The sequence below is a fragment of the Caballeronia sp. LZ043 genome, from assembly GCF_031451075.1.
Classification (GTDB): Bacteria; Pseudomonadota; Gammaproteobacteria; order Burkholderiales; family Burkholderiaceae; genus Caballeronia.
The window spans coordinates 878,736-904,722 of sequence record NZ_JARUXT010000002.1 but is presented as its reverse complement, the minus strand read 5'-3'; the positions used below and the strand labels follow the sequence as shown (position 1 = coordinate 904,722).

The following is a 25,987-nucleotide window of genomic DNA, read 5'->3' as shown; positions in this document are numbered from 1 at the left end:
GGCATATCGGCGGCGATGGCGAACGCGCACGGCGACGCCAACAGCGACGCGGCAATTCAGAACGCGTCGCACGTTACGGGCGCGAATAGCGTCGCGATCGTCTCAGGCGGTGATACGAACGTCATCGGCTCGCAGATCGCCGGAAGACAGATCGCGGCGGACGTCGGTGGCAATCTGAACATTGCGAGCGTGCAGGATACGACCGTCAGCGCGGCGCACCAGAGCAGCGCCGGCGGCGGCTTTGCGATCAGTCAGAGCGGCGGCGGCGCGAGCTTCAGCGCACAGAACGGCCATGCGGATGGCAGCTACGCGCAGGTCAAGGAACAGGCGGGGCTGGTTGCGGGCGACGGCGGCTTTGACGTGTCGGTCAAAGGCAATACGGCGCTCACGGGGGCGGTCATCGCGGGGGCGGATGACGCGGCGAAGAACAGTCTGTCCACCGGTACGCTGACGTTCGCGGACGTCGGCAACCACTCGCACTACTCGGCGAACAGTGTCGGCGGATCGGTGGGTCTGTCGCCAGGTCCGAGCTCCGACAAGGCTGTCGGTCCTGCTTCAGTGCCGGGATCGGGCGGGCTGGTGCCGATGATCGGCCAGCATGAGAACGGCGACCAGAGCGCGACGACACGTAGCGCGGTGAGCCCGGGCACGATTACGCTGACTGACGGCGATCATCAGGCGCAGGACATCGCGAGCCTGAGTCGCGACATGACGAACACGAACGGGACAGTCGCAACCACGCCCGACGTGAACGAGATCCTGAACAAGCAAGCCGACACGATGCAGGCGGCGCAGGCGGCCGGTCAGGTGGTGGCGCAGGGAATCGGTGCGTATGCGGACGGTAGGCGCGATGAAGCGATCGAAGGCGCGAAGTCGGCGTACTACCGCGGCGATCTTGATGCGATGCAGAGCTATCTGGATACGGCGGACGCGTGGTCTGACGGAGGTCTGAACAATCGTGCGGCTTTACATGTAATTGGTGGCGGTATGATTGGCGGGCTGGGCGTTGGAAGTATCGGAGGCGCCGCAGGCGGTGCGGCGGGTGCGGGGCTGTCGTCATACATGGGAGGCCATACCCGAGCGTTTGCTGACAGCGTAGGCGGTGGGTTGGTCGGCAACTTGACGGGCAACGTAGTGAACGGCGTCGGCGGCGTTCTCATCGGCGGACCGGCAGGCGCGGCTACGGCGTCGAGCCTGAACCTGTACAACCAGCAGAACGACAAGAACGAGACGCAGGCGGCGAAGGACCAGAAGGAACTTCGCAAGATTCTGGACCAAGAGCGGGCGGCGCTTGGGCAGAGAAGCATTCAGCAAGCGGACAATGGAGCGGCGACCTTGCGGCCGCCGGTTGGGGCGCTTGGCGGAACGCCGAAGATTCCAGTAAATCTGCAACCGTTCTCAAATCCGCCGCAAGCACCGATTATCCCTTCAAGTTGGGAAAGCCGTGACGGTAGATCGCCCGGAAGTACCATCTACTACCCGCCGGGAACAGACCCGAGCGCGCCGGGAAGTACGTACATTCGCGTAATGCCTCCGGGAACGACGCCCGTGCCCGGCCTGCAAGAAGGTTACTGGATTTCGGTAAGGGACGGCCAACCGATCAATCCCGCCACAGGCGGAACAGGAACGAAGGGGGACACGCATATTCCGCTCCCGCCCAACTCATTGCCGCCGAAACGCTAGAGAGGACATCATGATAGAAGAGAAAGATTTGAATGAGTTGCGCGAAGGCCTGCTTACTGGAGTGACAATTGGTGTTGGTTCGATGGTGCTTACTTTCTCTAACGGCTCGCAAATCCTGATCCAATGCCCGTTCGAGCGAATTCATGGTTCAGACCTGCAACATGGACACGGCGAGCATCTTAGGAGCTCAACGCTGCTATTCGACATGCTAAATCATCGAGTTTCCAGTGCTGAATTCGACAGCGAATCGGTTCTATCAATTTCTTTCGACAACGCGCTGCGACTTCGAATCCTGCCGGAAGTCAATGGATTTGAGTCATATGTCGTTACGACGAAGTTCGGTCAATGCCCTGTGATGGTCTGCTGAATTCTGAACTAGCAGGCCGACACGATTCGAGCAGCAGCTACAGCGTTTCGAGTGAGACGCAGACAATCCATCGCGGCTCAACCGTGAACGCCGGCGGCTCGGCGGCATTCGTGGCAGCCGAGCGAAACCTGAACATCGCCGGCTCGAACATCAGCGCAAGCGACGTGTTGCTCGCCGCGCAGGATCAGGTGAACGTCGTCAACACGACCGACACGGCGTCGACGCGCAGCTCCAACAGCAGCAAGAGCGCGAGCGTCGGCGTGTCGGTCGGTACGAACGGATTCGGCATATCGGCGGCGATGGCGAACGCGCACGGCGACGCCAACAGCGACGCAGCGATTCAGAACGCGTCGCACGTAACGGGCGCTAATAGCGTCGCGATCGTCTCAGGCGGCGATACGAACGTGATTGGCTCACAGATCGCCGGAAGACATATCGCGGCGGACGTCGGCGGCAACCTGAACATCGCGAGCGTGCAGGATACGACCGTCAGCGCGGCGCACCAGAGCAGCGCCGGCGGCGGCTTTGCGATCAGTCAGAGCGGCGGCGGCGCGAGCTTCAGCGCACAGAACGGCCATGCGGATGGCAGCTACGCGCAGGTCAAGGAACAGGCGGGGCTGGTTGCGGGCGACGGCGGCTTTGACGTGTCGGTCAAAGGCAATACGGCGCTCACGGGGGCGGTCATCGCGGGGGCGGATGACGCGGCGAAGAACAGTCTGTCCACCGGTACGCTGACGTTCGCGGACGTCGGCAACCACTCGCACTATTCGGCGAACAGTGTTGGCGGATCGGTGGGCCTGTCGCCGGGTCCGAGCTCCGACAAGGCTGTCGGCACTGCTTCAGTGCCGGGCTCGGGCGGCCCGGTGCCGATGATCGGCCAGCATGAGAACGGCGACCAGAGCGCGACCACGCGCAGCGCGATCAGCCCGGGCACGATCACGTTGACCGATGACGCTCATCAGGCGCAAGACATTGCGAGCCTGAGCCGCGACACGACGAACACGAACGGCACGGTAGCGAGCACGCCCGACGTGAACGAGATACTGAACCAACAGGCCGACACGATGCAGGCCGCACAGGCGGCGGGTCAAGTGGTCGCGCAAGGCATTGGCGCGTACTTTGATATAAAGCATGCGCTGGCAATCACCGATCACGATCAGGCGACAGCCGATGCAACGGCCGAGGGCGGAAGGGACCGGGTGATCGCGCACGTCATCGGCGGCGGCTTGATTGGCGGATTGGGTGGCGGCGGCATCGACACGGCAGCAGGCGGGGCCGCGGGCGCGGGAGTGGCGGCGGGATTCGCGCCACAGCTAACTAAATTGGCCGAGAGCGTGGGAAACGCGACCGGCTCGAAGACGCTTGGAAATTTCGCGGCGAATGTAGTCGCGGGCGCGGGCGGCGCGTTGGCAGGTGGCGAAGCAGGCGCCGTGACCGCCAGTAACGCGGATTTGTACAATCGGCAGTTGAACCAGAAGGAGAAGGAGACGATCGCGGACCAGGCGAACGGAGACGCGGCCGAGGCGAGTCGGTTGACCAAAGCGGCGTGCTATGCGGTGAAATGTTGGGCCGAATACGCGCCGGGCAGTGAGCAATACAACGCTAACTTTGTGAGTCAGCTTGAGGCGTCACAGCTCGGGCCGGAACTGGCGTGGGTGAACAATCAGAAGGAGGCGGGATTGTTCAATTACACGCCCGGGCAGAAGGTCACGGATATAGTGAAGAGCGACCCGGTCGGTGTGGCAAAGGATCTTGCGAAGACTGGACTGGGAATAGTCACTGCTAACACCGGCGGCTCATTGTGTGGCAGCGGTGTTGGCTGCGCGATCGGGGGATGGATGTTCGCCTTCGGCACAAGCGATGCAATTGAAGGGGGATCGAGTTTGCTCAACCGATACGATGCAACTGCGACCTCCGGCTGGAATCCGCTGAGATCGGGGTTCAACAGTCTCAATTCAACATGGGGTGACACTGCCTATGATGGCTTGAACTTAGTGGCGGCAGCTCTGGCTTTGAGGGTTTCGGTTCCGCTCAAAATGGGCACTGCGGACGGTCTGAATCGCCCCGGCTCAATGTTCGGAGTTACAGTGCCGCGCATCAACAACAACACGTTGATTCCCTTTGTCGGCCAGGCCGCTCCTTACGGAACAAATCAAGCCATCTTGTTCTACGGAGTAACCACGAAAGGCATTACCGTCTTCAATGACGTTCAAAATGCTGGTAGCAAAAAATGAACTGGAAACGACTTTACGCAACCCTGCAAATCTGGTTTACGGTGTGCTTAGCCTCCCTCTTTGGCGCGGGGTGTTGGTCATTTCTTATTGCAGGGCTATGCCGATTAGCTTTTAAGCTCGGTGAAAATGAATCAATGTTGGTAATTGGCGTGCCGTTGTTTCTGATGTTTTTTTTGTTTTTGCGAAGCGTCTTCCGAAGCCATTACGAAAGGCTGGCATGCTGAGCGATGACCCTGAGAAATTTGGTCCTTGGTTTAAGTGAACTGGAGACGTCTCTATGCGACCCTGCAGACTGCGTGCGTAGTCTGGGGAACGGCCATTGGATGCGGAATAATGCTCGCTATGCTAATTACCGGAGCATGTCGCTTTGCATCCGGTCTTGACGAAAATGCGGCAATGCTCTTCGTGTTCAGTCCTACCTACCTGGGGCTGATCTTCTATTGGGTGAGAAGGCTGCCGCCGCGCCTAAGAAAGGCTGGCATGCTGAGCGATGACCCGGAGAAATTTGGTCCTTGGTTCAAATGAACTGGAGGCGTCTTTACGCGACGGTTCAAATTTTGACAATGGTCTCGCTTGCTTCAACGATTGGTGCTGGCTGTTGGTCCTTCCTCGTCGCGGGTCTATGTCGTCTGGCCTTCGATATGAATGAGAATCTTGCGCTTCTGTCGATAGGGGTGCCGTTATTTCTTGTGCTCTTCATTTGGCTTGAAAAAACTTTGCCAAGCCATCTCCGCAGGGCTGGGATGCTAAGCGACGACCCTGAAAGCTTCGGACCTTGGTTCAGATGAACTGGAGACGTCTCTACGCCGTTAATCAGATACCTAGAATGGGGGACCCCCATCATCGCGAAATGACGGTAGCACCTTCAATAATCGGCCAGTTGACGGAGCGCATCTTTTATCGGCACAGTCCTCCGGATACTACACGGAGTATGTAGTTTTTACTTCGGGCGCGAATGGGCCAGGGCTTCAGCGTCTTGTGGTAGGCAAGAACGGAGAGATGTACTACACCCTGGACTACTATCAGACATGTGTGCCAATAAGGAGGTAAGGAAGCTATGACGATCAAGGAAGCCTTTGTCTTTGTGGACAATGCTAATCAGTTTAATGACGAAAACGCTCTCGTAGGTCGGATTGACGAATGTTTGCGGACCCCGAAGGAACTGTTCGACGTGCTTTATCAGTCGCTGTCGTTACCAAGTTATTTCGGGTTGAACTGGAATGCGCTCTTCGATTGTTTGAGAGACTTCCATTGGATTAGTCAGGAGCGAGTCATCATCGTGCATGAACGGTTGCCTGAACTTGAGTCGTCTGAGATGAGGATTTATCTTGAAGTTCTGCACGATGCAATTCTAAATTGGCAGCCAGGAGAGGAACATTCTGTACAGGCGGTCTTTAACGCATGCGATCGAAATAGAGTTGAAGCGTTAATGGCATAGCCAAGAGACAAAAAGTTAACTTCGATCGGTGGCGCATGCGATCAACAACGCGTACTCGGAAGGCAAAACTATCGGCCATTCCACGAGCACGGGTAATTAGCGCGCGGCGACCCTGCACGCGATCGCGGCCGCGGGGAATGCGACGATGGCCGTCGCCGGCGCGCTGATGCAGAACCCGAGCATTGCCGTTCAATTAAGCGTCGAGTCGAGCAACAGCCGCAGCGATTCAAGCGAGGCGCAGACGATCCACCGCGGCTCATCTGTGAACGCGGGCGGCGCGACTGCATTCGTGGCAACGGGCGACGGCACGCCCGGCAGCGGCAATCTGAACATCGCCGGCTCGAACATCAGCGCAAACGACGTGTTGCCGGCGCTCACAGGCGCGGTCATCGCTGGGGCGGATAACGCAGCGAAGAACAACCTGTCGACCGGTACGCTGACGTTCGCTGACGTCGGCAACCACTCGCGTTACTCGGCGAACAGCATCGGCGGATCGGTGGATCTGTCGCCGGGTCCGAGTTCCGACAAGGCTGTCGGCACTGCTTCAGTGCCGGGATCGGGCGGGCTGATGCCGATGATCAGCCAGCATGAGAGCGACGACACGCAGCGCGATCAGCCCAGGCACGATCACGCTCACCGATGGCGCTCAGCAGGCGCAGGACATCGCGAGCTTGAGTCGCGACACGACGAACACAAACGGCATCGTGACGAGCACGCCCGACGTGAACGAGATACTGAACCAACCGGCCGACACGATGCACGCCGCGCAGGCAGCGGGTCAAGTGATGGCGCGGAGTATCGGCGCGTATGCCGATATGACGCGCGAAAGTGCGCTCAAGGACGCAAAGGCGACGAAGGCGCGCGGCGACCTTGACGCCATGCAGACATTTCTCGATACCGTCGATTCGTGGGATGAAAGGTGGGAGCAATCGGGTGGCGCTCCACGTGATTGGTAGTGGTCTGATTAGTGGCCTTGGCGGTAGTGGCATCGGCACGTTCGTGTTGTGATCGAGCCCGCCAGCAAAGGTGGTGGAATCGTTACAGCGTTTCCAACAAATGTTCGCAGAAATCCGAAATGACGATGAAACTAGAATGCTACGCCGAGATTGAGCGATTGATGCGTGAATCGCTCACACAAGTTGAGGGCAAGTTCGCCGATCAAGACCGCAATGACGTTGCGGAATACATTGAATTCGGAGAGTACGGTGTGGCTTATGAACTCCTTACCTGCATTCCTGATAAGCAGCACATCGCCTACCCAGATGTGTTGAAAGTCGCCGGGACAATGATGGGAATCAGCAGTTAATGGAAAAACGAACCGGGCTTTTCCGGGTTCGTTGTTTGTGGCTCGCTCAAGCGGGCGTAATGATGATCCAAGGCAGGTTTAACAATCGCACAGCTCTGCACGTGGGCGGCGGCGGTTTGATCGTAGGCTCGGGCGTCGGCGGCGCAGCGGCCAGTGCGGCGGGCGCCGGCATGCCGTGTTACATCGCGAACCATACGCAGCATCTCGCGGAGAGCATTCAAGATGCGACGGGCTCGGAACTCGCCGGCAATCTGGCGGGTAACATGCTCATCGGACTGAGCGAGAACGTCTCTGTGTTTTGCATTGGTATGTCGCGCTTCCTGCTTCTGCTAACAGTCTTTGTTCGGTACTTGCCAGCTCACCTTCGCAAGGCTGGCATGCTGAGCGATGACCCTGAAAAATTTGGTCCTTGGTTCAAATGAACTGGAGACGTCTCTATGCGACCCTGCAAACTACGAGCGTGGTCTGGGGATCAGCCGTTGGCGCCAGCATCTTCTTCGCGATGCTGGCGACCGGACAATGTCGGCTAGCGTTCAAGCTAGACGAAGGACCTGCAATGCTAGTTCTTTTCTGTCCGCTGTGCCTATTGCTCGTGGTCTACTGGGTTAGAGCATTGCAGCCCCGTCTACGAGCAGCTGGAATGATCAGTGACAATCCCAGCCGCTTTGGACCTTGGTTCAGGCATTGACACCGCGTGCCGCAAAAAGCCGATGGTTGCGCCTGTTCGATCAGCACTTTCAGACATTGCTTGTTACGTGCTCAACGCCGCTTCGTTAAAGTAGTTCTCGCGCATCCCACGGAAAGCGCGACCCCGAACTCTTTGCCTCGCCGCGCGCCCGGTTTACCAGTCCGAACAAGCCACATGAAGGTAATCAACCGCCTGACGGCCCTTCCCCTCACCGCCCTTGTGTCATTCGCCAGTCATGCACAGCAAGCTCCGGCGATCGCGGACGAAGCGGCGGCCGTACGCGCCAACGCCGAGCAAAACCAGCAGGTACAACAGCAACGCGAAGCGCAGCAACGTGACGCGGCCATGCGCGCGCCGGTCGTGCGCTCGACGGTGCCGGCGGTCACGGCCTATCCCGACTTGCCGCACGAAGCGCAGTGCTATCGCATCGACACTTTCGCGTTGATGGTCCCGGATACGCTATCAGACAACGCGCGCGCGCAAGGTGCATCGGCGTTGCCGTTCGATCCCTTCGCATTCGCGCGTGAGTGGGCCGAGCACTACCGCGGACAATGCATCGGGCACGATGGTATCGCGGTGCTCACGAAGGGTCTGCAGCAGGCGATACTAAGCCGTGGCTACGTGACAACGCGGGTGCTCGTGCCCGAGCAGGACATCGCAAGCGGTACGTTGTTGTTCGCGCTCATGCCCGGCGTGATTCGCGAGATTCGTTTTGTTGAACCCGTCACGTGGGCCTCGTGGCGCTCTGCGTATCCCGCACGGCCGGGCGACCTGCTCGACGTGCGTGCGCTTGAGCAAGGCATCGAGCAGATGAAGCGGCCCGCGAGTCAGGACGCCGACATGAAAATCGAGCCGACCGACCGGCCCGGCGAGAGCGACATTCTGATTTCGCTCAAGCGCTCGAAGCCGTGGACGCTCGTCGCCTCGATCGACAATTCCGGCAGCCGCGCAACGGGCAAACTTCAAGGGAATGTCAGCCTCGGCCTGGACAACCCGCTCGGGCTGAACGACGTCCTGACCGTCGGCGCGTCGCAAGACCTTTACTTCGACGACAAGGGACTCGGCTCGCACGGCTTCACCGGCTCGTATGCAGTGCCGTGGGGCTACTGGACGGCGTCGCTGTTCGGCTATTCGAGCACGTACTACCAGCAGATCGCGGGCGTCGCGCAAACCTTCGTGTCGAGCGGCAACTCGCAGACGGCAGGGATCAGAATCGCGCGCGTACTGCGGCGTTCTCAGAGCGACGTGCTCGGGGCCTATGTGCAGCTCTCGAAGCGGTTCGGCGCGAGCTTCATCAACGACACCGAGATCGAGATCCAGCGCCGCAATAACACTTTCATCGAGGCCGGACTGACGGACCGGCACTACTTCGGCGGCGCGCAGCTTGACGCCTCGCTCGGCTACCGGCAAGGCGTGGGCGGCCTCGGTGCGACGCCCGACCCGGCGCCAATTCCGCAGATTCCGGCGGCCTCGACGAGCCAGCCAGGCGGCCCGACCTATCGCTACCGGATGGCTGTGCTCGATCTCAACCTCTCCATGCCGTTCGTTCTGGCGGGGCAACCCGTGCGCTACGTGACGAGCTTCCGCGGCCAGTACTCGGCTGATCGGCTGTTCTACGTCGACGACCTCGCGATCGGCAGCCGCTACACGGTGCGCGGCTTCGACGGCGCGCAGATGCTCGCGGCCGAACGTGGTTTCTACTGGCGCAATGAGGTGCAGGCGCCGCTCGGACAGACCCGCCAGTCTCTTTACACCGGCGTCGACTATGGGCGGGTTTTCGGGCCGAATACGGCGTTTCTGGCCGGCACGCAGTTGGTCGGCGCCGTGATCGGGATCCGCGGCGGCGTACCGTTCAACGCCGGCGGTTTGAGTTATGACCTGTTCGCCGCCACGCCGATCCATAAGCCGGCGTCGCTTGTCACGGCGCACGTCACGTTCGGTTTTCAGCTGACGGCGCAGCTTTAGGATGTTCGAGACGCGTGGTGTCTCGCCTCAACACGATAGTCGGTCCCGGCCTGAAGCCGTATCGGGCGTCGCGCGCCGCCGTCGAAAGTCACGGAAAGCGCAGGCTGAAAGAAACCTGTGCCCCCTCACCCGCCCTGCGCAGCCAGCTTCGAAACCTCCCCTTGCAGGGCAGCAAGAAAAACATTCACCCGATTCGGCACATACCGCCGGCTGGGAATGACGGCCCACACCGACAGTTCCTCCATCGCAGCGTCCTTCAGCCGCACCTCAACGAGCGAATGATCATTGAGCTGCCTGAAGACGTCCCAATAGCTCAACATCACCAGCCCGAGCCCTTGCACGGCTGCAGTCCGCGCCGCTTCCACGCTGGTCGTCGCCACAGGCCCATCAATGCGCTTGCGAATCCGCACCCCATCGACGATGAGCGGCCACATTCCCACCGAATCGAGTCGAATGCAGCGGTGCTGCTCCAATTCCGCCGAATTCGCAGGCTGCCCATGCCTCCGGATATACCCAGGCGACGCACAGATCATTCGTGGATTGGGAACCACCAACCTGGCCACCAGTTCCGAATCCTCCAACGGCGCAATCCGCAATGCAAGATCAAGCCCCTGCCCTACGATGTCCAGCTGGCGATCGGACAGATCGAGATCGACACGAAGCTCCGGATTCGCTTCCAGCAGGCCCGGAAGCATCGGCAACACGACGGATTGCCCGAATCCGCTCGGCGCCGTGATGCGCAACACGCCGGACGCCTTGCCCGGCAGCGGACTCAGGTCGGCTCGCGCTCCCGCTTCGGCATCCACCATTGCCTGTGCATAGGGGGCAAACGCCTCACCCTCGGCTGTCAAGGTCAGTGAGCGAGTCGTCCGATGAAACAGACGCACGCCCAGATCGTCCTCGAGCACGGCAATCCGGCGCGACACCTGCATGGGCGCCACATTCAGCTGACGGGCCGCCGCAGAGAGGCTTCCCGCCGAAACAACGGCGAGAAAGGTTCGTATGTCAGGAAGGAACATCGTTTATATCCGGAAGTGTTACGGCGGCTTCACGCTTCGAGCTCTGTTTCCTGCGACGGGCGACGCCTACCATGCAGTCACCTTCCCCACCGAACGAGCAGCGACATGAACCACTCGACCTCTGCCATCCATTCCCCGTATAGCGGCAACGGCATCGCGGTACGTAACCGCATCGCCGTGGCTCCAATGACGCGCATCACGGCCACCGAATCCGGACATCCGACGCAGACCATGTTCGACTACTACAAGCGCTTCGCGATGGGGGGCTTCGGCCTCGTCACAACCGAGGGCATCTACACCGATCAGGCGTTCTCGCAAGGATACCGGTTCCAGCCGGGCCTGGCCGACGACGAACAGGCAAAAGCGTGGTCGGCGTTCACGCACGACATGCGGAAGCACGGCACCCCTGTCTTTGCCCAGCTCATGCATGCGGGCGCGTTGAGTCAAGGCAACATCTATCGGGATCACACGGTGGGGCCGTCGGCCATTCGCCCGACAGGCGAACAGATGCAGTTCTACTTCGGTCAGGGGCGTTATGCCGAGCCGCATGCAATGACCGATACCGAGATCGACGAGGCCATCCAGGGCTTCGTCAGTGCGGCCCGACGTGCCGTGAATATCGCGGGCTTCGCGGGCGTGGAGATTCATGGCGCCAACGGCTATCTTCTCGATCAGTTCCTCACGGAAGGTACGAATCATCGCACCGACCGCTGGGGTGGCGACACGAAGGCTCGGGTGCAATTGCTCGTCGATGTCGCAACGGCCGTCAAGCGCGACATCGGAGAGGCTGTCCCCGTGGGTATCCGGATCTCGCAAGGCAAGGTCAACGACTTCCATGCGAAGTGGTCAGGCGGCGAGGCGGATGCCGAAGCGATCTTCAGCACCCTTGCCGATGCAGGCGTCAACTTCATTCACGTCACCGAGTTCGAGGCCTGGCAGCCGGCATTCGAAGGCACGCATGAGAACCTTGTCACACTGGCACGACGCTACGCGCCTGCCGTGACGATCATTGCGAACGGCGGCTTGCACACGGCGGAGCGCATCGAAAACGCACTGATGTCAGGAGCGGATCTGGTGACGGTCGGACGCGGCGCACTGGCGAATCCCGACTTGCCGAAACTGCTCGAACGCCACGGCGAGCCGCGGTCATTCGACAGTTCCATCCTCCATCCTGTCGCCAGCATCAAGCCTGAAGAACTCGCGATGCAGACCGTAGCGTGAGAGCGTGTCAGTCTATTGCGCCTCCGCTGACGGGGGCGCCGCGAGTTGCTTCTCTTGCTGCGCACGCCGCCAGTCCGCTGGCGTCATGCCGAGGCGCTGGCTGAACGCACGGCGGAACGCGGCGACCGACTGATAGCCGACTGCTTCGGCCACGGCCTCAGTCGAAACGCCTGGCCTCTTCAGTCCGTTGGCCGCCAGCGCCATGCGGATGTCCGTCAGCAGGTCATTCGGCGAACGGCCCAGCTTGTCCTGGAAGTGCCGGATCAAGGTCGCACGCGACATGCTGCAAAGGCTCGCCAATTCAGGCAGCGTCCATGGCCGAGCCGGGTCGCCGGCAATCGCGGCGAGCGCGGGAGAGAGACGCGGATTCCCCGCGACCGCGAGCAGACCGACAGGCGCCTCGCCCGACTCGCTCGCCACGCGCAAGGTCAATGCGAACAACGCCGCCGACAGCGCGTTCATCATCGCAAACCCACCCAGATTGTCCGCGCTGGCCTCTGCTCGCATGAGCGCCACCAGACCGTTCAACTGCTCCTGTGCGCCATGCGTGCCTTCGCCAACGCTATTGTTGACGGGCGACGTACGCGTGACGAGGCGCGCGGGCAGATAGGCACTGATCAGCCTGTCGTGCGGCGGCGCGAGAATGATCCGCCCGCAAAGCATGTCCAGCCGGGGTCCGCTTCCCTTGTTCTCGCTGATGGTCAGATTCATGGCGGCCCGCTCGCGTGCACGCTTCGGCCGCGCACCACTGCCGTCGCGCAGCGCATGAGCGGAGCCGTGGGCCAGCATCACGATGTCGCCGGCCGTCAGTTGCTGCGGTGTGCCGCGACCCGGCGTCTCCAGCACGGCCGACCCGCTGAGCACGATGTGATACGGCATCTCTCCCGGATCCGACTCCCCGTAAATCACTTCCCAGGGCGCGCCATACGAGCAGCGCAATTCGAGTTGGCCGCGCACGGTCATCATGCCGAGCAAGCGGCTCAGCCAGTCTTGAGAAAGTGCCATCACCACCTCGAGTGAAACTTTTGAGCATCTTATTGCGAATTTAAAGACTCAACAAGCTCGCCAGCCAAAACTACGATGGAGGCTCCTGATCACCACTGACGAGGTTCCAATCATGAGTCGCATCGCCATTCCTGCAATCGGTAACGCCACCGGCGCCACCGCTGACGTGTACGAACGGGTTCGCAAGATCGCTGGCGGCGGCGTGCCGAATCTGTTTGCGGCACTCGGCCATCTTGCGCCGGAAACCTTGAACGCTGCACTCGACGCCGAGGGTGCGCTGGCATCGGGCAGCCTGAGCAAGCAGGACCTGGAAACCATCAAGTTGCTGGTGAGCGAGCAGACAGGCTGCGACTACTGCGTGGCCGCGCATGTGATGCTCGGCAAGATGACCGGCCTTGCGCCCGAAGCGCTCAAGAAGATTCGCGCAGGTCAGCCAACCGGCGACGCACGCCGCGACGCCCTCATCCGCTTCGTGCTGAATCTGCAGACGACACGCGGCACGATCCCCGAAGCCGAACTTTCCGCCATTCGCGCAGCAGGTTACAGCGACACGCAACTTGCCGAGATCTCGCTGGCGATCGCCATGACGATCTTCACCAACACCTTCAACCGCATCAACGATACCGACGTCGATTTTCCGCGAGTCGGTTGACACGCTCATCCAACGTGCGCACAGGCGGCCCGGGCTCGAGCCGTCTGTCCCGCACTCATCCATCGCAGGCTTGGAGAACATCATGTCTCAAATCGAACAGTTCGATACGTTGATCCTGGGTAGCGGTCAAGGCGGCAAGCTGCTGGCCTGGCATCTGGGCCGATCCGGTCAGCGCGTGGCGGTGGTCGAGCGTCAATGGGTAGGCGGATCATGTCCGGCGGTCGCTTGTTTGCCGAGCAAGAACGAGGTCTGGAGCGCGCGCGTGGCTCACCTCGCGCGCCATGCCGCCAACTTCGGCGCGATCACGGGCCCGGTCGACATCGACATGACGAAGGTCCGCGATCGCAAGCAGAAGATGGTGGAACGCGAAGCCGCGTTCCACGTCCAGGCGTACGCCGAAAGCGGCGCCGAGTTGATCATGGGTGTTGGCCGGTTCGTCGCACCGAAGACGATTCAGGTGCAGTTGAACGATGGCGGCACGCGCACGCTCAGCGGCAAGCAGGTCGTCGTGAACGTCGGGACTCACGCGGCCATTCCCGACATAGCGGGACTGCGCGCGGCCGAACCGCTGACGCATATCGGCGCGCTCGATCTCGACCGCGCGCCCGCACACCTGATCGTGCTGGGCGGCGGCTATATCGGCGTGGAGATGGCGCAGGCATATCGACGCTTCGGCAGTCGCGTGACCATCGTCGAGCACGGTGCGCGACTGATGGCGCGCGAAGATGCGGACGTCGGCGCGGAGATGCTGCGCATCCTGCGTGCGGAAGGCATCGACGTGGTGCTGGAAGCCCGGACCCTCGGCGTCACTGGGCGATCCGGCACACAGGTCCGGGTGACGGTGCAGACGCCTTCTGGCCAGCGCGAACTGGACGGGAGCGACATTCTGGTTGCCACGGGTCGCGTTCCCAACACGGCGGACATCGGGCTGGAACACGCAGGCATACAGCTCGACGAGCGCGGATACATTCGCGTGAACGAACGGCTGGAGACGTCGGCGCCCGATGTGTGGGCCATTGGCGAGGTCGCGGGTAGTCCGCAATTTACGCATGTGTCGGTCGATGACTTCAGGATCGTGCGCGACAACCTCGCCGGCGGCAATCGAAGCACGGCGGATCGACTGATTCCGTACACGCTGTTCACCGATCCACCGCTCGCACGCGTCGGCATCAACGAAGGCGACGCGCAACGACAAGGCGTTCAGGTGCGGATCGCGACACTGCCGATGAACAACGTGCTCAGGACCGAAGCTACCGACGAGACCCGAGGCTTCATGAAGGTCATCGTCAGCGCGAGCGACGATCGCATACTGGGCTTCACCATGATCGGCTCCGAAGCGGGCGAAGTCATGGCGACGATACAGACAGCGATGATCGCAGCGCTTCCCTACCCCAAGCTTCGTGATGCCGTGATCTCTCACCTGACGATCGCCGAAGGACTCGGGCCGCTTCTGTCGAGGGTGCCTGCACGAGCCGGCGAGTGAATGAAGCGTAGTCAAGCGCATGGTGCCCGACGCGCATCATGCGCCGCACTGCCCCGCTCTAAAGCCGGAACTGCTGCCGTAGCGCCGACATGAGCAGGTCGATCGCCTCGGTCGCGCGTCCGGTGTCATTGCGCATCAACACGACTTCGTGGTCGCCTACAGGTGGAAGGCCGTCCAGCACGCGCATGTCCGCCGTGACGCGTGCACGGTCGAGCAAGGTCACCGCGAGCCCGGATTCCACGCATGCCTTGATGACGTGCGTCGATCCGCTTGCGAGCACCACACGCCACTTGCGCCCCGCGGCTTCCAGTGCCTCTGTCATCGCCAACCGGTAGGGACAAGGCTCGGCATAGAGCGCCAATGGGACTGGACGGGTATCGTCGAGAGCAAAGGTCGGACTGCCGACCCAGACGGGCGTCGTGAGGGTCAGTACGTGCGCGGATCTGCTTCGGTGCGCGGGTTGAACGAAGATCGCCACGTCGAGCTTGCCGCGCGCGAGTTGATCGCGAAGCTTGTAGCTCGGCGCGGCCATGACTTCGAGCACCACGTCAGGCCAGCGGGTCGCGAAGTCCGGCAGGATGTCGTGAATCACATGAGCCGCATATTCGTCGGGGATGCCGAGCACGACGCGACCCGCCAGCCGCTTTCCCTTGATCTCGTCGACGATCCGGTCGTGAGCCGCCAGCAACTCGCTCGTGCTCGACAGCAGCCGCTTGCCCAGCACGGTCAGCGTGACCGACTGGTTGTCCCGCTCCAGCAGCCTGCCGCCCGTCGCCGCTTCGAGGCGCTGGATGTGCAGGCTCACCGCCGCCGGGCTCCGGTTGACGTGCTCAGCCGCGGCCCGGAAGCGGCCCAGCCGCGCAACCGCATGAAAAGTCCGCAGCAGTTCGATGTCTAGCACCGTGGTCATCGCAAGGTCCCGGGTGATTTAACGTTCTTGAACAACCGGATCAGTATATTTTAATTTTCGAAACGACAGCGGCGCGCTAATGTGGGCGCATGGAGACCACCTGTACGAACGAACGCGCATCGCAACGAAACTCCGTGCCGCTTCCGTTGCTCGAAGCGGCGATGGTGCTCACATGGAGTTCGGGCTTTATCGGCATGCGGTTTTCGGCGGATTACGCGCCGGTCTATCTGGTCACGTTATGGCGCTTCGTCGCGCTCTCCATCGCCCTGCTTCCGTTCGTGGCGCGAGAGATGCGGCGCACCGCGCGGCCCGTGCTGGTCCGCCAGGCCTGTATCGGCGTATTGGCGATGGCGGGCTATCTTGCAGGCGTCGCGGGCGGCGTTGAGCTTGGCGTGCCCGCCGGTCTTGCTGCGCTCATCGCGGATCTGCTGCCGGTGGGAGTGGTGCTGATTTCCACTTGTCTGTTTCGCGAGCGGAGTCCCGCTATCGTCTGGGCGGGCCTGGGACTCGGTCTCTCGGGGACGCTGGTCGTCTGTCGCGATGCTCTTTCGCTCGGTCAAGCGCCTGCATGGGTCTATGCTCTGCCGGTCGCGGGAATGCTGTCGCTCGCGGCGGGCACCGTCTGGCAGCAACGTTCCTCGCGTGACGGCACCCTGAGTCCGCTCGGCATGCTCTGGTTGCAGAGCGTCGTATCGTGCCCGATCTTTGTCGCGTTGCAGGCATCTCAAGGCCCGATCACCCCGATCCTGTCCGCCGGGTTCGCCGCGAGCGTCGCGTGGACGGCTATCCTCGCGACCCTCGGCGGCTGCGGCCTTTATTGGGCATGTCTGCGGCGGTCCTCGTCTGCGCGCGCAACGAGCGTGCTGTTCCTGAGTCCGCCCGTCACGCTGATCTGGGCACATGTCATGTTCGGCGAGCCGCTATCGTGGCTGATGGGATTGGGCACGCTGATGTCCGGCGTGGGAATACTTCTTGTCGTCAATCGCCGCAGCGGCAATGCCGCCTGACCGGACATGACATTCGTTCACGCATAACGCCACTCGAATCCTTGCGCGGTTCGCGTCACGGTTCCCGCTGATGTCTCGGCGAAATGTGCTGCGAATACGGTGGCGTCCGTCTCCGCTGCATGTTCCAGCAGACGCCTGCGCGAGGCACGCGCCTGCTGCCGGTCGAGACAGAACATCGAATCCCATTCCGGTCGATGCACCTGCACCGCACTGTGCATCACATCGCCGGAGAAGAGCGCCGTTTCACCGCGCGAACGGATCTCGATCGCCATATGCCCGCTACTGTGTCCGAAGGTCGGCAGGAAGCGGATGCCGTCGAGAATCGCATCGCCCTTGTCCGGTACGACACGCGCCTGACCGGACTCGATGACGGGAAGCACGCTGTCCTCGAACACCCTGCGGCGCGATTCGCCTTCGGGCCCGAGCAGAAAGTCACGTTCTCGCTCGCCGAAGACGTACGACGCATGCAGAAACACCGGCGCCCAGCGGCCGTCCTGCCAATGCGTATTCCAGCCCACGTGATCCACATGCAAATGCGTGAGCAACACGTAATCCACCTTGTCTCGCGAAAAGCCCGCTGCTTCGAGTCGTTCGAGCACGGGGTTGTCGAGCATGTCGAACAGCGCGCTGAATGGCCGCGACTTGCCATTGCCGATTCCCGTATCGACGACGATCGTCATGCCATCGATTTCGACGACCCAGAGATGGGTCTTCAGCGGCACGCGCGCATGGGCAAGGTCGAGCGTGTCAGGGGAGAAGCGCTCGGCCAGTGCTCGTCCGTGGTCCGCATTCCACGCGGGAAACAGCAGGTCCGGAGCGAGCGCGAAGCGGGTTTCATCGACACGCGTGATGGTCGCCGCGCCGACATGATGGACTTGCGAAGCGGGTTTCATGGCCTGTCGTCCTCCTGTTGGCAATGTGAAAGCCTGCCTGTCACTCTGCGAGTTGCCACCGCATAGAGCATGGCGCTCGCAAGCGCCGATGCGCCGCCGACGATCGCCAGCGACATGCCGAGGCTGGCGCCCGTCGCTCCCAGATGCTCGTTGAGATAGCCAACCGACAGCGGCCCCACACCGCCGCTGATCGCATTGGTCATGAAGACAAGCAAGGCAAGCGAACGGCCCCGCATGCGATTGGGCATGGCGATCTGCAGCGGCACGGGCGCCAGTCCCATCGCGATACTGGCCGTCAATGCGCTTACGCCATAGAGTACGAGCGCAAGCTCGCTGCTGGCGACGAGCGGCATCGCAATGGCGGCAGGCGCCAGCAATGCAACGGCGCATGCGGAGAAGCCGAGCACCTTGCGCAACGCGGTGTCGTCGGTGACGCGGGTCGCGAGCAGACCCGCACATCCGACGCCGAGCATGCCGCCGATCATGTACGCGGGCGCCGCCATCTGTCCGACTACTTTCGGTGCGAGGTGAAACTGCCGCATCAGCAAGGTCGGGAACCACGCGGCATGCGAATAGAACAGCGTGATCAGCGCAACATAAGCCGCAAAGTACGGCAGGCAGAAGCGATTGCGCACAAACAGTTCGACAAGGACGTCGCGCAGCGAGGGCATCTCGTCGTGCCTATGCGCGCCGTGCGGGCCCGCCTCGCGTCTCGCCGGTTCGCGGACCGTGAACGCCACGAGCGCGGCCAGCAACAGACCTGGCAGACCGACTGCAACGAACACCGCTTGCCACGGCGCCAGGCCGTGTGCACTGAGCCATGCGTTGCGATGATCCGCCGCTGCCGACAACAGCATGCCCCCGCCGAACAACGCAGCGCCGCCGCCGACGTACGGCCCGAGCATGAAGACGCTGCTTGCGCGCGCGACACGGCGGGGTGCAAAGATATCACTGAAGATGGACAGCGCGGCGGGGCTCAACGCGGCCTCTGCGACTGCGGTTCCCGCCCGCGCGACGAGCAGTTCCGTGAAGTTGCTCGCGAAGCCGCACGCCGCCGTCGAGATTGCCCAGATCGCGATGCATGCAGCAATGAGCTTGACGCGGTTGCCGCGATCGACGAGGCGCGCGACGAACACACCTGCCGTGGCATAACAGATCGTGAACGAAAACCCTTGCAGCAAGCCGATTTGCGTATCGGTCAGCGCAAGCGACTGCTTGATGGGCTGCACGAGAATGCTGACGACCTGGCGGTCCAGATACGAAAACGCGAAGCAGACGAAGAACAGCAGCACGATATACACGGGATGGCCCACGCTGACGGCGGGCGTCATGCGTGCGGCGTCGGCAGCGGACTGGCTCGACATGGAGTGATCGCTCATATACGGTTCCTGGGGTTGATGAGCCTGGCTCAGTCGGCATTCGTTTCGGAAGCGAGCAGCGCGATGCAGTCGCCGGGTTCGACGCGTGCAAAAGTCCGCAGGCACATCACGATGCCATCGCCACGAAACGCGAGATCGAGCGGGGCCTGCCACGGGCGATGCGGATCGAACAGGCGTCCGGCGAGTTGACCTTCGCGCACCTGATCGCCGAGCCTGAACGCCGGTTCGAAAACACCGGCAAGCGGCGCGAACACGTAATGGCGTGCCCCGTCAACTCGCAGAAAGCGCGTGTTGCGGGGCGCCGCGACCGCGGCATCCGGTATCACGCCCAGCCGCTGCAACACGCGCTGCAAGCCGCTTTCCACAAGCGCAAGGTTCGCCGCATCGCAGCCGGCATGTCCACCGAACTCCCCGCACAGGAAGAGCTTGCCGTGACGTTCTGCAGCCGCTGCCATGGTGCGGTCCTCGCCGAGCAGGTCCATGATCATCGTGTGCGGTGCGCCGAATTCACGGACCAGATCCATATACAACGCGCGCCGTTCGGGATCGGCGGGCGGCGACGCAAGCAGCGTCGGTGCGTGTTCGAAAGATGCGCCGCCGGCATGCAGGTCTATCGCGACATCCGCGCGCGACAGCAGTTCGGTCTCCACGTAATGCGCGATCATTTCCGTAGGCGAGCCGTTGCGCGCGCCAGGGAACAGCCGGTTCAGGTTGCCGCGATCGATCGGCGACGTGCGTGTGCCGTTGATGAAGGCCGGAAAGTTCAGCGCGGGAATCACGATCAGGCGGCCACGTATCGACATGGACGGCATGTGCTGCATCAGCTTCATCAGTGCGACGGGGCCTTCGTACTCGTCGCCGTGACTACCGCCTGTCAGCAGGATGGTCGGACCCGTGCCGGCGCCGGCGTTGAGCACGGCGAGCGGAATGGGCACGTGTCCGTATGCCGAGCGGTCGTGTGAGTAAGGCAGACGCAGCGTTCCCGTCTGGAAGCCCGTTCGTTCGAAGTCGACGTCGGTGGCGATGAGCGAGGCGGATGTGGACATGGCGCGATCGGTAAAGAGCTGGGGTGTCTTTACTATCGGCGATGAAAAAACGTCCGGCCAATGCCGTTTTCTGCGGCGAGTGATGCTTCCCAGGCATCACTCGCCGAACGGTCGAGCCACTAGCCCAGCAGTTCGACGAACCGCCTCAGCGCGGGATTGCCTTCCTGCGCGATGAAACAGAATTCGAGCGGCAAGGACACGGAGAGATCGCGCAATTCGACGAAGCGCACACGCGCGGGCGGCCGGTCGCGATTTGCGGCGTTGACGATGGCCGCGCCCAGTCCCGCCGATACCAGCGAAAGAATCGCCGTTTCCGTCGATGCCTCCTGGCGGATATCGAGCGTCAGTCCCCGTTCGGCGCATGCGGAAAGCAGGCGGTCGTAATAGGCGGGATAGACGCGGCGCGGAAACGCGATGAACGGTTTGCCGGCGAGCTCGTGCGTGTCGACGGCGCCCGCGCTGCCCTGCGGCCACGATTCCGGCACTGCGAGCACGACGCTCTGGTCGAGCACATGCACGCTCCCGATGCCTTCCGGCAGCGCGCCGAAGCGATAGGCAAACCCGCCGTCGAGGCGTCCCGCCGCCAACGCATCGAGCTGTTCAGGCGTGTTCATCGGCGTGAGTTCGAGCGCGACATCCGGGGCGGCCTGTTCGAATTCGCTCAGCGCCCGCGAAACGATGCCGCTCCACGCAGCGTTCTCGACAAAGCCGATACGCAGATGACCTTGCACGCCGGACGCGATGCGGCGCGCGAGGCGATTGGCGGTATCGACGCGCGCGAGAATGTCGCGCGCCTCGGAGAGATACGCGTCGCCTGCCGGCGTCAGCTTGAGGCCACGCGATGTCCGCTCGAACAGCGTTGCGCCAATCGCGTCTTCGAGATCCTGGATTTGCCGGGATATCGCCGGTTGCGTCACATGCAGGTGCTCGGATGCGGCCCGCACGCTGCGCAGCTCCGCGACCGCGATGAAATAGCGAAGATGCCGAAGCTCCATGTCATTTCCTGCCCGATCCGATAGTTTCGTTTTGCGAGCCGCGAGCGCTCAACTCCCGCTCCATCAGCGCCCGGTGCAAGCGCTCGGTTTCAGCATCGACCGGCAGCATGCACTCCAGCCTCAACTCCTGCCCGGCGACGGTCTGCGGCGTTCCAACCGTGGTAACCATAGAAAAGAATCGCAGCGTCCGACCGTCTTTGGTGAGCGCAAGCGGCACAACAGGCGACGTCATCACCGACTCGAGCCCTCGTGGGTTCTTCCATTCCGCAGGCACACCGGGATAGCCGAGCAAGCTCTCGAGCAACGCGAGTGTCTGCTCGTCCACATGCCGCCCCACTGCCTCGCGATACACGCGCTGAATGAGGCTGATCGCCAGATCGTTCCATCCCGCGATATGCGGCCGAAGCCGCGCGGGATCAAAAATAGCATGCAGAATGTTATGAGGCTCGCCCCAAGCCGAAGCATTCGTGAAACAGTTGAACAGGCGCGGCAGTGCATCGTTGGTCATGAGCACGTTCCAGTAGCGGTCCATGACCACAGCCGGATACGGTTCCGCGTAATGCAGCATCCGCTTGAGCGCGGTCGTCACGCCCATCATGTCCTCGTCTTCCCAAGTGCCCTCCGGATACATCGGTGCAAAACCCGCCGAGAGCAACAGGCTGTTGCGATCCCGCAAAGGAATATCGAGCGATTCGGCGAGATCCAGAAGCGTGTGCCGGCTTGGAGAACTCCGGCCACTTTCGATAAAGCTGATGTGCCGCTGCGACACGCCGCTCATCAGCGACAGGTTCAGCTGCGTGCATCGACGAACATCGCGCCAGTATCTGAGCAGTTCGCCCGTGCCCAATCGGGTATTCCTGGATGCCGGATTCGCTTAGACCATCTCGATCTCACTCCGCGTTGACTGGGCGCCTTGATTACCCGCCGGGTAATTGAGAGGACCACCGTGAAAACGCCAGAATGGCGGGCACGTATTGTATTGAGGATGCAATGGAAGAACCCGTCACGATCGGCGCATTCACCGCTCCGGATTCAGAACATACGCGCCACGCCAGGGCGCTCGTCGAGCGAGTCCATTCAAGGGCGATGATGGCACATGTCCATCGCACCTGGTGGTTCGCGGAATATCTCGATGGTGATCTGCTGGTTCGACCCGCGTGCGAGCGAAGTCCCGCAGATCGTGGCCGAACACTTCGGCGACGAGGTCTGGCCCGGACAGAATATTCTCGACGAACAGGGCAACAGGGTCGGTCACACGCGCACGCTGTTCGCCGTGTACTGTGCCGCGGGGCGCGCTGCATCGGCATTGCAATCCGTCGCGACCATGGACTATCTCTTCAATGTCCAGAAGGTCGTCGTGGTGCATCACTCCTTCTGCGGCGCGACGGGTTTCAGGCCCGACCAGCTGATCGGCAAGTTCCACGCGTGTCATCACGCCGACATCTCAACGATGTTCGATCACGAAAGTCTCGCGATCATGAACTTCGAGGATTCCCTCAAGCACGATGTGAAGCTGCTGCGCGACAGCCCCGCCGTGCCCAAGCACGTTCAGCTATACGGCTTCTTCCATGAAATGAACGGCGCCGATCTGATCGAAGTGGTGCGCGACATTCCTGCCTGAAACAAGGCCTGTCGCGTTACGTTCAGGCCGCCTCTTCGCGCATCCGCCGCGCTTCCTCGCGCAGGAACTGCTGGTAATCGTCGAGATCCCCGTCGAAGGGCTCGACGCCGCCCTTGGTGACGAGCCAGAACTCGTCGCATACGGCACGCAAGAGCGATCGATCGTGACTGACCAGCATCACCGTGCCTTCGAACTCGTTGAGCGCCATGCCCAATGCTTCGCGCGTGGCGAGGTCGAGGTGATTGGTCGGCTCGTCGAGCAGCAGCAAGTTGGGACGCTGCCACACGATCATGCATAGCACGAGGCGCGCCTTTTCGCCGCCGCTCATCGTGCCGACCGCCTGATGCACGGTGTCGCCGCTGAAGTTGAAGGTGCCGAGGAAAGTGCGCAGCGATTGCTCGGTGCCGCTCTGGCCGGGCGCGCGCAGATGCGGCGGCGTGTCCCGGGCAAGACGGATCATGTGTTCCATCGGCGTGTCGAGCGGGCGCAAGACGTCCAGTTCCTGCTGCGCGAAGTAGCCGATGTTCAGGCCCTTGCCCTCGCTGATCTCGCCGGCAATCGGCGCCAGCTCGTGCGCCAGCGTCTTAACCAGCGTGGACTTGCCCTGCCCGTTGGCGCCAAGAATGCCGATGCGTTGCCCGGCCAGCACGGAGCGGTTGATGCCTCGCACGATGACCGTCGGCGCCGTGCCGGTCTGCGCCGGATAGCCGAAGCTCGCCTCCGACATCGACAGCAACGGATTCGGAACATTGAGCGGCTCCTTGAATTCGAACGTGAACTCGGCGTCGGCCAGGACGGGGGCGATCTTCTCCATGCGTTCGAGCGCCTTGACCCGGCTCTGCGCCTGCTTTGCCTTCGAGGCCTTGGCCTTGAAACGGTCGATGAACTTCTGCAGGTGGGCGATCTTCTCCGCCTGCTTCGCCATCGCGGCCTGCTGCAACTCGAGCTGCTCAGCGCGCATGTCTTCGAACTTGCTGTAATTGCCGCCGTAGCGCACGAGCTTCGCATTGTCGACGTGCACCGTCACCTGAGTCACCGCGTCGAGGAATTCCCGATCGTGGCTGATGACCACCAGCGTGCCCTGATAGCGCTTGAGCCATGCTTCCAGCCAGACCAGCGCGTCGAGATCCAGGTGATTGGTCGGCTCGTCCAGTAGCAGCAGGTCGGACGGACACATCAGTGCGCGCGCGAGTTGCAGCCGCATGCGCCAGCCGCCCGAGAAACTGTTGACCGGCTGTTCGAGCTGCGCAGCCGTGAAGCCCAGCCCCAGGATCAGCGCCTGCGCCCGTGCGGGGGCATCGTGTGCACCGGCGTCGTGCAAGGCCATGTAGGCGTGCGCCATGCGCATGCCGTCGTCGTCGGCCTCGGCGGCGGTGACTTCGGCTTGCGCGGCGAGCAGCAGCGTGTCGCCTTCGATGACGAAGTCCGTTGCGCTCTGCTCCGTTTCCGGCATGTCCTGCGCGACCTGGCCCATCTTCCATGCAGCCGGAATGGAGAACTCGCCGCCGTCTTCGTGCAGCGTGCCGTTGAGAAGACCGAAGAAGGACGACTTGCCGGCGCCATTGCGGCCAACCAGACCAATCTTCTCGCCGGGAGTAAAAGTGACGGATGCGCGGTCGAGAACGACATTGACGCCGCGGCGGAGCGTGACATTACGGACGGAAATCATAAGAGGCAACTTCGGAGGGGACAGGCATGATAGCCGACCGGGCGTACCGACCGGTCAAATTCCTGACTTGCGCCTGGGCACCGAATCACGGGTGCACCGCGGCCTGACCTTGACAAGGGTGGATCGCAAGACTAGTTTCGAACCGGCTCGAACGGTGCGCCTTCGCAGCGGAGAATCCTTGAGATGACTCGACACCTGATCGCCCTGACGTTGATATCGACGTCGCTCGCCGCTTCGTTTCCGCTATCGGGCACGGCCCAGGAAAGCACCTCGCCGGTGTTCGGCGTTGCGCTTCCTCCAGGCTATCGCGACTGGCAATTCATCAGCGTTGCGCATGAAGCCGGCAACAACAACGATATTCGCGGCATCCTCGGCAACGACATTGCGATGAAAGCGCTCAGGGAAGGAAAGCTGCCCTTCCCGGACGGCTCCATCATCGTGCGGCTCGCCTACGAGTATGTTTCATCCGATCGAAACAACGCCATCTTTGGCCGTGAACAGTCGTTTGTTGCAGGCGCGCCCACCAACGTCCAGGTCGAGGTCAAGGACTCGAAGCGCTACGCGAGTACGGGCGGATGGGGCTATGGGCAGTTTGAGAACGGCAAGGCCAATCCTGGCGTGAAGATCATCAATAGCTGCTTTGCCTGCCACGCGAAATTGCCGGCCGCCGCGGACCAGGTCTTCACGACTTACTCGAAGTAGATCAGCTCATTCCCGCGATGACCTCGGCAGTGGGCGCCACCGCGTGGGCGAGAAACGCGTAGTTGATCATCGCGGCCTTGTAGCCATCTCCCCACACGGGATGACGCGGCCCCGCAGTCGCATCGGCGACGACGCACACCTCGAAGCCCTGTTCGAGCAGATCCCGCAAGTGCGCCTCGACACACATGTTGGCGAGCATGCCGCCGAGGATCACCCGGCGCATGTTGCGTTTGCGCAGTTGCAATACGAGGTCGTTGGTTTGCGGCCCGAAGACCTTGTGGGGACTCACGACGACAGTACGCCCGTCATCGATGTAGGGTTTGAATTCGTCGAGCCAGTCCGCGCCGGATCCCTGGAAACCCGACAGGTTCAACGCACCTTCGCGTGAGAACGTGCCGGTGGCGAACTCGTCGGCTTCCAGCGGACCATTGAAGTTCCACGCACGATCGGTCGGATAGAAGTAATGCGGCGAGATGAAGACATTGAAGTCTGAAGCTTTTGCCGTTGCGAATATCTTCAGCATGTTCTCAACGGTCTTGTTCTCTGTGACGCTTGCGCCTACCGCGCCCCAGTTCTTGCCGGAAGGACTCAGAACGTCGTTCTGCGGATCGATGAAGACCACCGCCGTATCGCTTCGATCGAAATTCATCGCAAGGCCTTTTCACGAGGGTTGAAGGGGCCGCTCGGGCGCTCTCGCCGGAATT

At 61.9% G+C, this 25,987-nt stretch carries 25 protein-coding genes and 2 pseudogenes; 15 read left to right on the top strand and 12 right to left on the bottom strand.

The genetic code is table 11. The features are described 5' to 3' along the window. The 5 genes and pseudogenes from QCE64_RS17620 to QCE64_RS17605 all read left to right on the top strand — a co-directional run. Positions 1-1,683, top strand: a 1,683-nt coding sequence (locus QCE64_RS17620) for a hemagglutinin repeat-containing protein (protein ID WP_310005092.1), incomplete at its 5' end; no start/stop codon positions are given. 10 nt (positions 1,684-1,693) lie between these two features. Next, complete coding sequence (locus QCE64_RS17615) at positions 1,694-2,050, top strand: DUF6188 family protein (RefSeq protein ID WP_309921863.1); 357 nt, start codon at positions 1,694-1,696, stop codon at positions 2,048-2,050. A gap of 26 nt (positions 2,051-2,076) precedes the next feature. Further along, a pseudogene (locus QCE64_RS17610) lies at positions 2,077-3,510 on the top strand (hemagglutinin repeat-containing protein); the annotation flags it as partial. A gap of 1,641 nt (positions 3,511-5,151) precedes the next feature. Then, positions 5,152-5,334: pseudogene (locus QCE64_RS37930) on the top strand (ribonuclease domain-containing protein); the annotation flags it as partial. 7 nt (positions 5,335-5,341) lie between these two features. Next, positions 5,342-5,722: a barstar family protein gene (locus QCE64_RS17605; RefSeq protein ID WP_310005090.1), complete on the top strand. Its 381-nt coding sequence runs from the start codon at positions 5,342-5,344 to the stop codon at positions 5,720-5,722. 189 nt (positions 5,723-5,911) lie between these two features. On the opposite strand, the gene QCE64_RS17600 is transcribed toward QCE64_RS17605, so the two are convergent. Beyond that, on the bottom strand, positions 5,912-6,100 hold the full coding sequence (locus QCE64_RS17600; RefSeq protein WP_310005088.1) for a hypothetical protein: 189 nt from the start codon (positions 6,098-6,100) through the stop codon (positions 5,912-5,914). 90 nt (positions 6,101-6,190) lie between these two features. Next, a complete protein-coding gene (locus tag QCE64_RS17595) occupies positions 6,191-6,325 on the bottom strand; it encodes a hypothetical protein (RefSeq protein WP_310005086.1) in 135 nt (44 codons plus the stop codon). Between the two features lie 68 nt (positions 6,326-6,393). Here QCE64_RS17595 and QCE64_RS17590 point away from each other — a divergent pair, with 68 nt between their 5' ends. The 4 genes from QCE64_RS17590 (at position 6,394) to QCE64_RS17575 (ending at position 9,681) form a co-directional block, all read left to right on the top strand. Further along, positions 6,394-6,678, top strand: coding sequence for a hypothetical protein (locus tag QCE64_RS17590; protein ID WP_310005082.1), 285 nt, complete (start codon positions 6,394-6,396; stop codon positions 6,676-6,678). A 119-nt stretch (positions 6,679-6,797) separates the two neighbouring features. After that, positions 6,798-7,028, top strand: a complete 231-nt coding sequence (locus tag QCE64_RS17585) for a hypothetical protein (RefSeq protein ID WP_309935493.1) — start codon at positions 6,798-6,800, stop codon at positions 7,026-7,028. After that, on the top strand, positions 7,028-7,450 hold the full coding sequence (locus tag QCE64_RS17580; protein WP_309935492.1) for a hypothetical protein: 423 nt from the start codon (positions 7,028-7,030) through the stop codon (positions 7,448-7,450). The genes QCE64_RS17585 and QCE64_RS17580 overlap by 1 nt, the downstream gene beginning before the upstream one ends. A 440-nt stretch (positions 7,451-7,890) precedes the next feature. After that, positions 7,891-9,681: a ShlB/FhaC/HecB family hemolysin secretion/activation protein gene (locus QCE64_RS17575; RefSeq protein ID WP_309935491.1), complete on the top strand. Its 1,791-nt coding sequence runs from the start codon at positions 7,891-7,893 to the stop codon at positions 9,679-9,681. Between the two features lie 125 nt (positions 9,682-9,806). On the opposite strand, the gene QCE64_RS17570 is transcribed toward QCE64_RS17575, so the two are convergent. Then, the gene (locus QCE64_RS17570; protein ID WP_309935490.1) at positions 9,807-10,700 is read right to left on the bottom strand and encodes a LysR family transcriptional regulator; all 894 of its coding nucleotides are present in this window, start codon (positions 10,698-10,700) and stop codon (positions 9,807-9,809) included. Positions 10,701-10,805: 105 nt separating this feature from the next. On the opposite strand from QCE64_RS17570, the gene QCE64_RS17565 reads away from it, so the two are divergent. Continuing rightward, on the top strand, positions 10,806-11,921 hold the full coding sequence (locus tag QCE64_RS17565) for an NADH:flavin oxidoreductase (protein WP_310005080.1): 1,116 nt from the start codon (positions 10,806-10,808) through the stop codon (positions 11,919-11,921). A 12-nt stretch (positions 11,922-11,933) separates the two neighbouring features. Here the strand turns inward: QCE64_RS17565 and QCE64_RS17560 are convergent, their stop codons facing one another. Continuing rightward, positions 11,934-12,926, bottom strand: a complete 993-nt coding sequence (locus tag QCE64_RS17560; RefSeq protein WP_310005079.1) for an AraC family transcriptional regulator — start codon at positions 12,924-12,926, stop codon at positions 11,934-11,936. Positions 12,927-13,038: 112 nt separating this feature from the next. On the opposite strand from QCE64_RS17560, the gene QCE64_RS17555 reads away from it, so the two are divergent. Then, entirely contained in the window at positions 13,039-13,578 is a 540-nt protein-coding gene (locus tag QCE64_RS17555; RefSeq protein WP_309921825.1) for a carboxymuconolactone decarboxylase family protein, read from the top strand. A gap of 82 nt (positions 13,579-13,660) precedes the next feature. Continuing rightward, entirely contained in the window at positions 13,661-15,061 is a 1,401-nt protein-coding gene (locus QCE64_RS17550) for an FAD-dependent oxidoreductase (protein WP_310005077.1), read from the top strand. Positions 15,062-15,119: 58 nt separating this feature from the next. Here the strand turns inward: QCE64_RS17550 and QCE64_RS17545 are convergent, their stop codons facing one another. Next, the gene (locus QCE64_RS17545; RefSeq protein ID WP_309935486.1) at positions 15,120-15,971 is read right to left on the bottom strand and encodes a LysR family transcriptional regulator; all 852 of its coding nucleotides are present in this window, start codon (positions 15,969-15,971) and stop codon (positions 15,120-15,122) included. A 134-nt stretch (positions 15,972-16,105) separates the two neighbouring features. Between QCE64_RS17545 and QCE64_RS17540 the strand changes: the two genes are divergently transcribed. After that, positions 16,106-16,978, top strand: a complete 873-nt coding sequence (locus QCE64_RS17540; protein WP_310005075.1) for a DMT family transporter — start codon at positions 16,106-16,108, stop codon at positions 16,976-16,978. Between the two features lie 17 nt (positions 16,979-16,995). On the opposite strand, the gene QCE64_RS17535 is transcribed toward QCE64_RS17540, so the two are convergent. The 5 genes from QCE64_RS17535 to QCE64_RS17515 form a co-directional block, all read right to left on the bottom strand. After that, positions 16,996-17,871, bottom strand: coding sequence for an MBL fold metallo-hydrolase (locus tag QCE64_RS17535; protein ID WP_310005072.1), 876 nt, complete (start codon positions 17,869-17,871; stop codon positions 16,996-16,998). Continuing rightward, complete coding sequence (locus QCE64_RS17530) at positions 17,868-19,250, bottom strand: MFS transporter (RefSeq protein WP_310005070.1); 1,383 nt, start codon at positions 19,248-19,250, stop codon at positions 17,868-17,870. The genes QCE64_RS17535 and QCE64_RS17530 overlap by 4 nt, the downstream gene beginning before the upstream one ends. Positions 19,251-19,279: 29 nt before the next feature. Beyond that, the gene (locus QCE64_RS17525; RefSeq protein WP_310005068.1) at positions 19,280-20,296 is read right to left on the bottom strand and encodes a succinylglutamate desuccinylase/aspartoacylase family protein; all 1,017 of its coding nucleotides are present in this window, start codon (positions 20,294-20,296) and stop codon (positions 19,280-19,282) included. A gap of 119 nt (positions 20,297-20,415) precedes the next feature. Continuing rightward, positions 20,416-21,291: a LysR family transcriptional regulator gene (locus QCE64_RS17520; protein ID WP_309921806.1), complete on the bottom strand. Its 876-nt coding sequence runs from the start codon at positions 21,289-21,291 to the stop codon at positions 20,416-20,418. 1 nt (position 21,292) lies between these two features. Further along, the gene (locus QCE64_RS17515; protein WP_310005066.1) at positions 21,293-22,138 is read right to left on the bottom strand and encodes a helix-turn-helix transcriptional regulator; all 846 of its coding nucleotides are present in this window, start codon (positions 22,136-22,138) and stop codon (positions 21,293-21,295) included. Between the two features lie 249 nt (positions 22,139-22,387). Between QCE64_RS17515 and QCE64_RS17510 the strand changes: the two genes are divergently transcribed. Next, positions 22,388-22,912, top strand: a complete 525-nt coding sequence (locus tag QCE64_RS17510; protein WP_310005064.1) for a carbonic anhydrase — start codon at positions 22,388-22,390, stop codon at positions 22,910-22,912. Between the two features lie 22 nt (positions 22,913-22,934). On the opposite strand, the gene QCE64_RS17505 is transcribed toward QCE64_RS17510, so the two are convergent. Continuing rightward, positions 22,935-24,581 carry an ATP-binding cassette domain-containing protein gene (locus QCE64_RS17505; protein WP_309813179.1) on the bottom strand — a complete coding sequence of 549 codons (1,647 nt, stop codon included), beginning with the start codon at positions 24,579-24,581 and terminating at the stop codon, positions 22,935-22,937. 183 nt (positions 24,582-24,764) lie between these two features. Here QCE64_RS17505 and QCE64_RS17500 point away from each other — a divergent pair, with 183 nt between their 5' ends. After that, complete coding sequence (locus QCE64_RS17500) at positions 24,765-25,283, top strand: cytochrome P460 family protein (RefSeq protein WP_309935479.1); 519 nt, start codon at positions 24,765-24,767, stop codon at positions 25,281-25,283. A gap of 1 nt (position 25,284) precedes the next feature. Here the strand turns inward: QCE64_RS17500 and QCE64_RS17495 are convergent, their stop codons facing one another. Next, positions 25,285-25,932 carry an isochorismatase family protein gene (locus QCE64_RS17495; RefSeq protein ID WP_310005062.1) on the bottom strand — a complete coding sequence of 216 codons (648 nt, stop codon included), beginning with the start codon at positions 25,930-25,932 and terminating at the stop codon, positions 25,285-25,287. Positions 25,933-25,987: the final 55 nt, after the last annotated feature.

Excerpts from the sequence above, each read along its gene's own strand:
- QCE64_RS17525 (WP_310005068.1), bottom strand. The coding sequence starts at position 20,296 with ATGTCCACATCCGCCTCGCTCATCGCCACCGACGTCGACTTCGAACGA.
- QCE64_RS17565 (WP_310005080.1), top strand. The coding sequence starts at position 10,806 with ATGAACCACTCGACCTCTGCCATCCATTCCCCGTATAGCGGCAACGGC.
- QCE64_RS17510 (WP_310005064.1), top strand. The coding sequence starts at position 22,388 with ATGTCCATCGCACCTGGTGGTTCGCGGAATATCTCGATGGTGATCTGC.
- QCE64_RS17545 (WP_309935486.1), bottom strand. The coding sequence starts at position 15,971 with ATGACCACGGTGCTAGACATCGAACTGCTGCGGACTTTTCATGCGGTT.
- QCE64_RS17500 (WP_309935479.1), top strand. The coding sequence starts at position 24,765 with ATGACTCGACACCTGATCGCCCTGACGTTGATATCGACGTCGCTCGCC.
- QCE64_RS17580 (WP_309935492.1), top strand. The coding sequence starts at position 7,028 with ATGGAAAAACGAACCGGGCTTTTCCGGGTTCGTTGTTTGTGGCTCGCT.
- QCE64_RS17520 (WP_309921806.1), bottom strand. The coding sequence starts at position 21,291 with ATGGAGCTTCGGCATCTTCGCTATTTCATCGCGGTCGCGGAGCTGCGC.
- QCE64_RS17530 (WP_310005070.1), bottom strand. The coding sequence starts at position 19,250 with ATGAGCGATCACTCCATGTCGAGCCAGTCCGCTGCCGACGCCGCACGC.
- QCE64_RS17495 (WP_310005062.1), bottom strand. The coding sequence starts at position 25,932 with ATGAATTTCGATCGAAGCGATACGGCGGTGGTCTTCATCGATCCGCAG.
- QCE64_RS17535 (WP_310005072.1), bottom strand. The coding sequence starts at position 17,871 with ATGAAACCCGCTTCGCAAGTCCATCATGTCGGCGCGGCGACCATCACG.
- QCE64_RS17605 (WP_310005090.1), top strand. The coding sequence starts at position 5,342 with ATGACGATCAAGGAAGCCTTTGTCTTTGTGGACAATGCTAATCAGTTT.
- QCE64_RS17585 (WP_309935493.1), top strand. The coding sequence starts at position 6,798 with ATGACGATGAAACTAGAATGCTACGCCGAGATTGAGCGATTGATGCGT.
- QCE64_RS17550 (WP_310005077.1), top strand. The coding sequence starts at position 13,661 with ATGTCTCAAATCGAACAGTTCGATACGTTGATCCTGGGTAGCGGTCAA.
- QCE64_RS17575 (WP_309935491.1), top strand. The coding sequence starts at position 7,891 with ATGAAGGTAATCAACCGCCTGACGGCCCTTCCCCTCACCGCCCTTGTG.
- QCE64_RS17555 (WP_309921825.1), top strand. The coding sequence starts at position 13,039 with ATGAGTCGCATCGCCATTCCTGCAATCGGTAACGCCACCGGCGCCACC.
- QCE64_RS17615 (WP_309921863.1), top strand. The coding sequence starts at position 1,694 with ATGATAGAAGAGAAAGATTTGAATGAGTTGCGCGAAGGCCTGCTTACT.
- QCE64_RS17560 (WP_310005079.1), bottom strand. The coding sequence starts at position 12,926 with ATGGCACTTTCTCAAGACTGGCTGAGCCGCTTGCTCGGCATGATGACC.
- QCE64_RS17570 (WP_309935490.1), bottom strand. The coding sequence starts at position 10,700 with ATGTTCCTTCCTGACATACGAACCTTTCTCGCCGTTGTTTCGGCGGGA.
- QCE64_RS17505 (WP_309813179.1), bottom strand. The coding sequence starts at position 24,581 with ATGATTTCCGTCCGTAATGTCACGCTCCGCCGCGGCGTCAATGTCGTT.